Source organism: Nevskia sp. (assembly GCF_023266035.1).
GTDB lineage: Bacteria > Pseudomonadota > Gammaproteobacteria > Nevskiales > Nevskiaceae > Nevskia.
In genome coordinates, this window is sequence record NZ_JAHFRY010000149.1 from 1 (window position 1) to 10,939 (window position 10,939).

Consider the following 10,939-nt stretch of genomic DNA (forward strand, 5'->3'; position numbering starts at 1 on the left):
GCGCAGCGTCAGCAGCGCCATGCCGATGTTCCACGCGCAGAACTTGCGGATGCCGGTATCGCCAGGGGCAATTGCCAGCGTGAATTCCAGCGCATAGGCGAGCTGGGCATGGGTGACAGCGACCAGTTCATGCAGCGCGCGCTGCACCGCTTCGCCCTGCTTCGCCGGATCGACCTCGATCATGACCACGCCGTGCTGGGCGAATTCATGGCGCGGCATCCAGCTGACGCCGCGGGCGCGGTCTTCCCAGATGTCCTTGAGGATGTTGGTCATCTGCAGGCCCTGACCGAAGGCCACGGCATAGCGCGACAGATCGCCGCGACGCTTGGCGGTATCGGCGGAGAACGCGCAGAACAGGTCGGACAGCATTTCACCGACGACACCGGCAACGTAGTAGCAGTAGCGGCCCAGCTCGTTCAGATCGCGCAGGCCATCAGGCCCGGCCTGCTGCTGGAAGCGGTGCATGCCGCGACACATGATGCGCAGGCAGCGTTCGATCGCGGCACGCGGGCCGGGCTCGAAGCTGTAGGTCATGTTCAGCACGGCCTGAGTGTTCTTGACCAGCTCCATCTCGGTCGCCAGCGTTGCCGACGACAGCTTCGGCAACAACTCGTCGACGAAGGCCGCCACCGAGCCACGGCCGCCGACCAGATCGGCGAACGCTTCCGTCAGCCGCACCTTGTCGTCCGGGTTCAGCGCCGGCTCGTCCTCGATGGTGTCGGCGATCCGGCACAGCAGGTAGGCGTTGGCGACCACGCCACCGAGCGGTTGCGGAAGCTGCGGAATGGTCAGCGCAAAGGTGCGGGACACGCCCGGCAGGATGTGCGCCTGGAACGCGGCCGCGATCAGCAGGGCGTCCGTGGTGGATTGCTCGATCGTCATCAAGGATTCGATACGGTTGCCGGCTGGCGGGACGGGATCGCAGGCTTTGAAGTCGGCTGCCAGTACAGATTTCTGGGCCGAATCGAGCGGATCATGTGGTGAGTCACGGCGTGGAACGACGGATAAAGGACATGCTCGCCAGCGTTTTCAGGCCTGCATTGTATCAATCTTGTCTGTAACGGCGTCGCGACGCTCCAAAACGGAGCATCCGGGTCACGGCCGAAGATCTTAATCACCGGTAGATCACAAGACTGTCAACCGGCACACCCGGCAGACGGCCACGGCCATCGAGAAACGCCAGCTCGATCGGGAACGCGCAGGCGGCCAGCACGCCGCCGAGCCGGGTGACCAGCGAGACCACCGCCGCCGCCGTGCCGCCGGTAGCCAGCACGTCATCGACGATCACATAGCGACGGCCGGCAACGATGGCATCGGCGTGTACTTCGAGCCGGTCTTCGCCGTATTCGAGCTGGTAAGCCACCGATTCGGTCCGCCGCGGCAGCTTGCCCGGCTTGCGGACCACGATCAGCGGCAGACCGATCAAGGTCGCCAGCGGCGCGCCGAAAATGAAACCACGCGATTCGATCGCGATCAACGCGTCCGGCTGGTGCTCGGCAATGCGGGCCGCGAGCGCCGCAATGCAGGCACGAAAACCGGCGACATCTTCGAGCAGCGGCGTGATGTCCTTGAAGCCGACGCCCGGCTTCGGGAAATCCGCCACATCGCGGATCAGCGCTCTCAATAGTGATTCGACAGCTTCCCGATCAGCCGGCTGGGCGGTGGCAGCAATGGACGTCATGTTCGTTATCGTCTTGTCCGGTTCGGGCCGTTCGGTTCAAACTGCGCGGCCTCAGGCTTATCGCAATGCAACAGTTTGGCAGCTTCCGCCAGAGCTTTCAGCCCGAAATCCGCCCTGCCACCATTGCCGCCGTGAGCCGCCTGCCTTGAATTCCGTCGCAGCATTGCCTTCTTTCTCGGCGCGCATCGCCGCCTACCGCAGCCGTTTCGATCGCGCTCTCGATGCTGCACTGCCGCCGCTGGCCACCGACCCGGCGCAGCTGCACGAAGCCATGCGCTACACCTGCAACGGCGGCAAACGTCTGCGCGCGCTGCTGGTCTACGCCGCTGGCGAAGCGCTGGGCCTGCCGGCCGATCAGCTCGACGCGCCAGCCGTCGCCGTCGAATTGATCCACGCCTACTCACTGGTTCACGACGATCTGCCAGCGATGGACGACGACGACCTGCGCCGTGGCCAGCCCACCGTGCACAAGGTCTGGGACGATGCGATGGGCGTGCTGGTCGGAGATGCCCTGCAGACGCTGGCATTCGAAACGCTGACTCACAGTATTCCGGCCGATGGCGAAGCCGCGCGCCGCCTGCTCGGCGTGATCAAGGCACTGGCGCATGCCTCCGGCTCGCTCGGCATGGTCGGTGGCCAGGCGGTCGACATCGAATCGGAAGGCCAGCGCATCCCGCTGGAACGGCTGAAGTCACTGCACGCGCGCAAGACCGGTGCGCTGATCCTGAGCTGCCTGCAGATGCCGTTGGCGCTGGCTGCGCCGTCGGCGGACGTGGTCGAAGCGCTGACGAGCTATGGCCGCCGACTCGGCCTGGCCTACCAGATCCAGGACGACGTGCTCGACATCACCCAGTCCACCGAACAGCTCGGCAAGACCGCCGGCAAAGACGTGGCGCAGGAGAAGTCGACTTATCCAGCGCTGCTTGGCTTCGATGCGGCCAAGGCGCTGGCCGAGCAGACATTTGCCGATGCGCGGGCGGCGGTCGCGGGGCTGGGCGAGCAGGCTGAGGGGCTGCAGTGGTTGGCTTTGGAGATTGAGGGGCGGAATCACTAGCTGGCTGGGTGCGCGAACGGTCCAACGGCAACAGCAACAGCAGGATTCTTGGCGGCTTCGCCGCCGCGAATCCCACGACCCAAGGCCGCCAACTCTCTCGTCCTTGATTGAACCCCCGGCCGCTGCGCGGCTTCGAATCCCACCCTCGGCTTTTCCGTCGCACAAACAAAAAACCCGACATTTAGTCGGGTCGGGCCACGCCACCGCACCAACTCTCCCGCCCTTGATCGAACCCCCGGCGGCTATCGCCGCTTCGAATCCCACTCTCTGCGCTCGCTTCGCACAAACAAAAAACCCGACGTTTAGTCGGGTTTTTTGTTTGTGTGGCGGAGAGGGTGGGATTCGAACCCACGGTACCGTGAGGTACGCCTGATTTCGAATCAGGTACGTTCGACCACTCCGCCACCTCTCCGGGGTGCTTCAGCGCCTGTGCGCCGGAGGGTCGATTCCGGGAGCGGGCTTTGTTGCTGCAGCCCGACTATTCTACCAACTCGGCGCGCGCAGCGGAGAAATTTCTGTTGCTGTCGAATGGTCGAGACGGCTGCTGCGCAGACAGGCCGTTTCCAGGTCGACAGGACACCGAGCATCACGCGATCAAGACAGCGCCGCCGAGCCATGGATGGTTCGAGAAACGGCGCGACGAGGAATGAATGACGAGCAGAGCCGTTCGACGATGACCGTGTGGCCGAGCCGGGCGTTTTCGCTGCGGGCGCTGCTGACTGCCGGCTTGTTGTCGGCGCTCATCACCTGTTCGCCGAAGCCTGACAGCCTGGAACGGGTGCTCGGCGATGGCCGCCTGCGGGTCGCGACCGTCAACAGCCCCACCACCTGTTATGACGGCCCAGCCGGCCCTACCGGTTACGAGTGCGATCTGCTGCGCGGCTTCGCTGAACATCTCGGCGTGAAGCTGGAATTGACGTATCTGGCCAACAGCGCCCAGATACTCGACTACGTGGCCGGCGGCAAGGTCGATATCGCCGCCGGTGGCATCAACGTGACGGCGGCGCGCGCCACGCAGGTGCGCTTCACGCAGCCGGTGCAGAGCGTGCACCTGCAACTGATCTATCGCGCCGATGACCGGAAGCCGCGCGATCCCGGTGACCTCGAAGGTCAACTGGCAGTGCCGGCTGGCAGCTCGATGGCCGAGCGCCTGACCCAATTGCGCGCCAGCCGCTATCCGAAGTTGCAATGGCTCGAAGTAACGGATGCTGGCGCCAACGATCTGCTGAGCCGGGTGTCCGATGGCGAACTCAGCTACACGGTCGCCAATTCCGATCTGGTGGCGATCAATCGCCGCTATGCGCCCAGGCTGCGGGTGGCTTTCGACATCTCCGGCGGCCAGGAAGATCTTGCCTGGGCGCTGCCGATCGGCGGCGATGCCTCGCTGTTCAATGCGATACAGGACTATCTCAAGCAGCTGCCGGCCAGCGAACTGGCGCGGATTCGCGATCGTCATTTCGGCGAGCTGGAAAACGATGAATACCTCGGCGTGGTCCGCTTCGTCACCGATGTGAAAGCCTTGCTGCCGAAGTATCAGCAGCACTTCGAGGATGCCGCCGAACGCTACGGCCTGGACTGGCGGACGCTGGCGGCGATCGGCTATCAGGAGTCGAAGTGGAACGAGGATGCGGTCAGTTCCACCGGTGTGCGCGGCATCATGATGCTGACGCTCGATACCGCCGCTCACCTGAAAGTGCGGGATCGCGAGGATCCGAAGCAGAGCATTCAGGGCGGCGCTCGCTATCTGCAGCTGCTGCAGCGCCAGTTGCCACAGTCGATCGCCGAGCCGGATCGCACCTGGATGGCACTGGCTGCGTACAACCAGGGCATGGGTCATCTGCTCGATGCCCGGGTGCTGGCCCAGAAGGCCGGCAAGAATCCCGATCGCTGGCCTGATGTGCTCGAAGGCCTGCGCCGCCTGTCACAGGAAAAGTATTACGCGCAGACCAAGCACGGCTATGCGCGTGGCGGCGAAGCGGTGCGCTTCGTCAGCAATGTCCGCAGCTACTACGACGTGCTGATGTGGATGACCTGCAGCCTCAGCATTGCGCCGAGCGCCGAGGCCCAGGCCGCTGCGGTCAAATCCGCAATCGATCCACAATCCGACCCTGAGCCAGGTGCTCGCTGACGATTTCGTCGATGTCGGCCTTGTTCTTGTAGCGGTACCAGACACCTTCCGGGTAGACCACCATCACCGGCCCCAGCTCGCAGCGATCGAGACAGCCCGCCTGGTTGACCCGGGCGCGGCCGACGCCGGTCAGCGCCGCCTTCTTCACCCGGTTCTTGCAGTAGTCGCGCAGCTCGTTGGCGCCGTGGTCTTCGCAGGACTCACGGCCATCCTTGCGCTGGTTGCAGCAGAAGAAGACGTGGTGCTTGAAGTACGGGGCAGGGACGGTGGGATCGCTCATGACGGGACTCAGGCCGGAGGCGTACCGAAGGAATAACCGAGATTGATGGTGGTGATCTGGTCGAGATGCCGAGTCTCGGACGGCACTTCCGTGTTGTAGCGAATTTCGTGATTGAAAGTCGCGAACAGGTTGCCGACGATGGTCAGCTTCAACGCCGTGATCGGGTTGACATAGACGTTGGTGACGCCGCCTTCCGTTCGCAAGGTCTGGGTGAATTCGGCATTCGGCGAAATCGTCCAGGTGTACTTGCCGCCCAGCGTGCCGATCGCGGCGGTCTCGTAGATCGCGTCCTGATCGCGCGTGCGGTTGGCACCGACACCGATTTCGATATCGAGCTTGTGCCGCTTGTTGCGCAGCACATGCCGGCCATAACCAACCGTGGCCGCATAGCGTTCGGCGATACCGGCGAAGCGATCGTTGTCGTAGGCGAGATTGCCGAACAGATAGTCGAGCTGACCGAACTGGTAGTCGGTCTTGTTGGCCACCGAGTAGCGCTCGTCGGTGCTGACCCCATCGCGGCTGCCGCTGAAGGCCAGTGCGGTCAGGCGATTGCCCCAGTGCCCAGCCCGGTATTCCAGCGCCGATCGGAGATTGATCGAACGGGTGCTGGTATTGCCGCTGGCATTGACCAGGCCGACCGCCAGCTCACCAAGCCACGGCGTCGGCTCCGGCTTCGGTGGCTCGGCAGGCGCGGGTGCAGGCTCTGCCGCAACTTCAGCCGATGCGGCGGGCTCGGTCTCCGGCTCGAGCAGCGGCGGGATGCTGCTGGTTCCGTCTTGGGCTGCCAGCTTCGCTGCGTCCTTGGCCAACACTGGCGTCAGCGGCCCGAGCAACATGACCGGCAGCATCGCCAACAACAATGGGCGGGGGAAATGGAGTTCAGGCATCAGGCGAAAATCTCGATTGGTAAATGAAAGGAAGCCCTGCAAGGCGCGCATCGATGAACAGATCGGCGTGCTAGCGTTCGCGCCATGCCGCCGCCCGAATTCCATCCGTTTCCGCTGGCCGCCGCCGATCTCTGCGTCAAGTGCGGCCTGTGTCTGCCGCACTGCCCGACTTACCAGCAGGCGGGCCATGAGGCCGATTCACCGCGCGGACGAATCATGCTCATGCAGGGCCTCGCGACTGGCCGCATTGTCCCGTCATCGAGCCTCGAACGCCACCTGGACGGCTGTCTCGGCTGCCGCGCCTGCGAACGAGTCTGCCCGGCCTCGGTGCCCTACGGCGAGCTGATCGACGCCGGCCGAGCCCAGCTGGCGGCCGTGCGGCCGGCGCGTTTGCGGCTGACACACCTGCTCAGTGCGGTGCTCAGCCGCCGCCCACCGCGCCGCCTGCTGGCGACGCTGCTGTGGCTGTACGCGGCCAGCGGCGTGCAAGGTTTCCTGCGCCGCTTTCATCTGCTCGGCCATGGCCAATTCGCGCGACTGGAATCGACGATGCCGCGCATCGAACGCTTGCGCGCGCCGCGAGCGCCGACGGTGGCCAGGCCCCGTGGCAGCGTCGGCGTGTTCATCGGCTGCATCGGCGACATCGCCGAGCGCGCCGTGGCCGACGATCTGGCGCAACTGCTTGCCGACTGCGGCTACGCAGCCGATTTCGTCGCCGCCCAGACCTGCTGCGGCGCGATCGACCAGCATGCCGGCCGGCCGGCGATGGCGGAACAACTGGCCGCGCGCAACATCGCCGCCTTCAGCCCGCGTGATCAGCCGATCCTGCCGCTGGCCACCGGCTGCGCCGCAACCCTGCTCGACTATCCGCGCCTCGCAGCGGATGGCGGCAAGGCGTTCGCAAAACGGCTGCGCGATCCGGTCGCCTTCCTGCTCGAGCACGGCGAGCCACTGCGCTTCAAGCCAACGCGCCTGAAGGTCGCGATCCACGAACCCTGCACGCAGCGCAATGTGATCCGCCGCGGCGACGCGCTGCGCACGCTGCTGGCGCGCATTCCGGAACTGGAGATCGTCGAGCTCGATGCCACGTCCGCCTGCTGCGGCGCTGCCGGCAGCCATTTCATCAGCCATCCGGAACAAGCGGACGCGCTGCTGGCGCCGAAGCTGGCAGCGGCGGCAAGGCTGCAGCCGGATGTGATCGTCAGCAGCAACATCGGCTGCTCATTGCACCTCGCGGCGGGCTTGCGCCGCGCCGGGGAGCAGGCCGGGACTAGCCCGGAACTGCTGCATCCGCTGCGTCTGCTGGCACGATGTCGGGCTTGAGCACGGGCTGCTGCGCAGCATGCGGCGCCGGCTTGCCGGCTTCGGCTGGATGCGCCAGACCGGGATCGATCGCCGACAGCCGGGCTTCGACTCTCAGCAGCACACGCTCGGCCAGCTCATCCTGAATGTAGCGGCGCAGGCGCGCTTCTTCCGCTTCCTTGGCGAGAATCTGCTGGGCGCTGAAGCTGTAATCGCGCGATACCGTCTGCATCTCGGGCGCGATCAATATTTCCGCCTTGCCATCGACGACCTTGCGCATCTCGAAGGTCACACGGGTCAACAGGCGGTATTCGATCGCGCGGCCATCGTTGTCGATCGACAGTACTTCCTGGGCTTCGCGCAGATCACTGAGCCGGAGCACCGTCTCCGCTTCGTCAGCCTTCGACTTGACCACACCGCCGCCACGGGCGATGCGCGCCTTCAGCGCTTCCTCGACCGGCGGCGTGGTGACGCGGTAAGGATCGACCAGCTCGACAAAGACGGACTGCAGCGACGGCGGCATTGGTCGGCTGCCGACGGGATGGAAGCCGCAGGCAGCTAGCAGTCCCGTGGCGGCAAAACCAATCAGCAAGCGATGGATGCGGTTCATGACGGAATCACACCACGAAATTGACGAGCTTGCCGGGGTGAGCCGGAAACGGCGAACGCCAGGCCGTGGATGGCCTGGCCGGGCTCAGCTCCATGGACGGATCGTGAAGTGCTCATATGACGAAATTGACCAACTTACCGGGGACGACAACCTGCTTCCTGATCGTGGCGCCGACCAGGAACCGCTGCACCTGCTCGTCAGCCAGCGCCACGGCAATGATCGCGTCCTGGCTGCTGCCGGCCGGCACGCTGATCTGGCCGCGCAGCTTGCCGTTGACCTGCACCACCAGCTTGATCTGATCGGACAGCCGCGCCTCGGCTTCCGGCTCCGGCCATTCGGCGTCGATCACCGGCGTGGCGTGGCCGAGTGCCGTCCACAGCGCGTGCGAGAAGTGCGGCACGATCGGCGACAGCACGCGGCTCAGCGCATCAAGCGCCTCGTTCAACACCGCGCGACCCTGCGGGCTGCGGTCGTCGAACTTCGCCAGGGCGTTGACCAATTCCATGCAGGCGGCGACGGCCGTGTTGAAGTTGTAGCGGCGGCCGAAGTCGTCGCTGATCTTGGCAAGCTGATCGTGCAGCTTGCGGCGCAGATCCTTCTGGACCTCGTTGAGTGCGGCACGATCGAGTGCGTCCACCGCGCCGAGTGCGACGTGATCGGACACCAGCTTCCAGACCCGCTTCAGGAAGCGCGCGGCGCCGTCGATACCGGCATCGCTCCATTCCAGCGTCTGCTCGGGCGGCGCGGTGAACATCATGAACAGGCGCACCGCATCGGCACCGTGCGATTCGATGATCGCCGCCGGATCGACACCGTTGTTCTTCGATTTCGACATGGTGCCGAGGCCGCTGGCGACCACGGCTTCACCGGTGCTCTTCAGCTTCGCGCCGATCGCCGAACCCTTGGCATCACGCTCGACTTCGACATCCTTCGGCGCGATCCACTCGCGGCCGCCGGATTCGGTGGTGCGGTAATAACCTTCGGCCAGCACCATGCCCTGAGTCAGCAGGCGCTTGAACGGCTCGGCGACCGCCGGCAGACCGCAGTCGCGCATCAGCTTCGAGAAGAAGCGTGCGTAGAGCAGATGCAGGATCGCGTGCTCGATGCCGCCGATGTACTGATCGACCGGCAGCCAGTACGCCGCGCGCTCGTCGACCATGCCGGTCTCGCAGCCGGCGCTGGCGAAGCGGGCGTAGTACCAGCTGGAATCGACAAAAGTGTCGAAGGTGTCGGTCTCGCGCCGTGCCGGCTTGCCGCATTGCGGGCAGGCCACGTTGACGAATTCCGGCAGCCGCAGCAGCGGATTGCCACGACCATCCGGCACCAGATCTTCCGGCAGACGCACCGGCAGCTGATCGGCCGGTACCGGCACCGCATCGCAATCCTCGCAGTAGATGATCGGGATCGGGCAACCCCAGTAGCGCTGCCGCGAGACGCCCCAGTCGCGCAGACGATAGTTGACGCGACGACGCCCGGCGTTCTGCGCTTCGAGCTTGGCGGCGATGCCGTCGAAGGCATCCTTGAATGCCAGGCCGCTGAACTCGGCGGAGTTGATCGTGAATGCTTTCTCGGTGAACGCACCTTCGGACAGATCCGGCGCCAGGCCTTCGGCCGCAGCGGCGATCACGGCCCTGATCGGCAGGCCGTACTTGGTCGCGAATTCCCAATCGCGCTGGTCATGGCCGGGCACTGCCATCACCGCGCCGGAGCCGTAGCTCATCAGCACGAAATTGGCGGCGTAGACCGGAATGCGATCGCCAGTCAGCGGATGGATGACGTCGATGCCGAGCGCCACTCCGCGCTTCTCCATCGTTTCCATCGCCGCTTCGGTGACATCGCCACGGCTGGCTTCCTCGACGAAGGCAGCAACCGTCGCATCCCGCGCAGCCGCTTCCAGCGCCAGCGGATGCTGGGCGGCAACGCTGACGAAGGTGACGCCGTACAGCGTGTCGGGCCGCGTGGTGAAGACAGTCAGCTTCTCAGCACGATCAGCGACTGTGAAATCGATCTCCAGACCTTCCGAGCGGCCGATCCAGTTCGACTGCATGGTCCGCACCGCTTCCGGCCAGTGTTCGAGCTGCTTCACTTCCTCGAGCAGTTCGTCAGCGTAGGCGGTGATCTTCAGGAACCACTGCGGAATCTCGCGCTGTTCGACGATCGCGCCGCTGCGCCAGCCCCGGCCGTCGATGACCTGCTCGTTAGCGAGCACGGTCTGATCGACCGGGTCCCAGTTGACGCGCGAATTGCGGCGATAGATCAGGCCGCGCTTCAGCAGCTCGGTGAAGAACCATTGCTGCCAGCGGTAGTACTCCGGCTCGCAGGTGGCGAGCTTGCGGTCCCAGTCGTAGCCGATGCCGAGCTGTTTCAGCTGGCCGCACATGGTGTCGATGTTCGAGTAGGTCCACTCGGCCGGCGGCACCTTGTTCTTGATCGCCGCGTTCTCGGCCGGCAGGCCGAACGCGTCGAAGCCGATCGGCTGCAGCACATTCTTGCCCTTCATCCGCTGATAGCGGCTGATCACATCGCCGATCGTGTAATTGCGCACGTGGCCCATGTGCAGCTTGCCGGACGGGTACGGGAACATCGACAGGCAGTAGAACTTGTCAGCGCCCGGTTTCTCGACCGCCTTGAAGCACAGGTTCTCGGCCCAGTAGGACTGCGCTAGGGCTTCGACTTCGACGGGGCTGTAATCAGGCTTCATGCGGGCGTCAGGGGGCTTCGTTGAGGCTTCGGGAGATTCGATGCAGCAGTCGCGGGCCGGGCACATCGCCGCTGTGCATGCAAAAGGTCGCGTAGTTTACAGCGCGGTCCGCTCGAGCCGGCTGCCGGGCTCTCCCGGCCGGGAGGCGCGCCTGAAGCTGACGGTTTTTGTCACTGCTGGACGGAAAATCGTCGGCCGCGTCAGGTTTCCGATGACCGCGATTTTCAGAAGACCTTCATCCGAAAAGGATTTTTCCTGCCTTCCCGCATGGCACAGGCATTGCTCCCCAGCTTGGC

The 10,939-nt window shown here is 64.8% G+C and carries 10 protein-coding genes and 1 tRNA gene; 3 read left to right on the forward strand and 8 right to left on the reverse strand.

Going from position 1 to position 10,939, the window contains the following annotated elements; all coding sequences use genetic code 11:
• Both Q0D45_RS18545 and Q0D45_RS18550 read right to left on the reverse strand, forming a co-directional pair.
• Positions 1-882 (reverse strand): squalene/phytoene synthase family protein (locus Q0D45_RS18545; protein ID WP_293396327.1); only part of this gene is annotated, 882 nt, incomplete at its 3' end.
• A gap of 232 nt (positions 883-1,114) precedes the next feature.
• On the reverse strand, positions 1,115-1,681 hold the full coding sequence (locus Q0D45_RS18550; RefSeq protein WP_293396329.1) for an adenine phosphoribosyltransferase: 567 nt from the start codon (positions 1,679-1,681) through the stop codon (positions 1,115-1,117).
• 145 nt (positions 1,682-1,826) lie between these two features.
• On the opposite strand from Q0D45_RS18550, the gene Q0D45_RS18555 reads away from it, so the two are divergent.
• On the forward strand, positions 1,827-2,735 hold the full coding sequence (locus Q0D45_RS18555; protein ID WP_293396332.1) for a polyprenyl synthetase family protein: 909 nt from the start codon (positions 1,827-1,829) through the stop codon (positions 2,733-2,735).
• 324 nt (positions 2,736-3,059) lie between these two features.
• Here the strand turns inward: Q0D45_RS18555 and Q0D45_RS18560 are convergent.
• Positions 3,060-3,147 (reverse strand) — tRNA-Ser (locus tag Q0D45_RS18560).
• Between the two features lie 234 nt (positions 3,148-3,381).
• On the opposite strand from Q0D45_RS18560, the gene mltF reads away from it, so the two are divergent.
• A complete protein-coding gene (mltF, locus tag Q0D45_RS18565; RefSeq protein ID WP_293396334.1) occupies positions 3,382-4,863 on the forward strand; it encodes a membrane-bound lytic murein transglycosylase MltF in 1,482 nt (493 codons plus the stop codon).
• On the opposite strand, the gene Q0D45_RS18570 is transcribed toward mltF, so the two are convergent.
• Together Q0D45_RS18570 and Q0D45_RS18575 are read right to left on the reverse strand one after the other, a co-directional pair.
• Complete coding sequence (locus Q0D45_RS18570; protein ID WP_293396337.1) at positions 4,814-5,143, reverse strand: NAD(P)H-dependent oxidoreductase subunit E; 330 nt, start codon at positions 5,141-5,143, stop codon at positions 4,814-4,816. The two genes, mltF and Q0D45_RS18570, sit on opposite strands and share 50 nt — an antisense overlap.
• Before the next feature lie 8 nt (positions 5,144-5,151).
• Positions 5,152-6,030 (reverse strand): YdiY family protein, encoded by an 879-nt coding sequence (locus Q0D45_RS18575; protein ID WP_293396340.1) that lies wholly within the window; start codon positions 6,028-6,030, stop codon positions 5,152-5,154.
• Positions 6,031-6,114: 84 nt separating this feature from the next.
• On the opposite strand from Q0D45_RS18575, the gene Q0D45_RS18580 reads away from it, so the two are divergent.
• Positions 6,115-7,353 (forward strand): (Fe-S)-binding protein, encoded by a 1,239-nt coding sequence (locus tag Q0D45_RS18580; protein WP_293396343.1) that lies wholly within the window; start codon positions 6,115-6,117, stop codon positions 7,351-7,353.
• Here Q0D45_RS18580 and lptE read toward each other — a convergent pair.
• From lptE to Q0D45_RS18595, 3 genes are all read right to left on the reverse strand, one after another.
• Complete coding sequence (gene lptE, locus Q0D45_RS18585) at positions 7,301-7,942, reverse strand: LPS assembly lipoprotein LptE (protein WP_293396346.1); 642 nt, start codon at positions 7,940-7,942, stop codon at positions 7,301-7,303. The genes Q0D45_RS18580 and lptE overlap by 53 nt on opposite strands.
• Positions 7,943-8,054: 112 nt before the next feature.
• The gene (leuS, locus tag Q0D45_RS18590) at positions 8,055-10,643 is read right to left on the reverse strand and encodes a leucine--tRNA ligase (protein WP_293396349.1); all 2,589 of its coding nucleotides are present in this window, start codon (positions 10,641-10,643) and stop codon (positions 8,055-8,057) included.
• A 96-nt stretch (positions 10,644-10,739) separates the two neighbouring features.
• A partial coding sequence (locus tag Q0D45_RS18595; protein ID WP_293396352.1) for a hypothetical protein occupies positions 10,740-10,939 on the reverse strand: 200 nt, incomplete at its 5' end.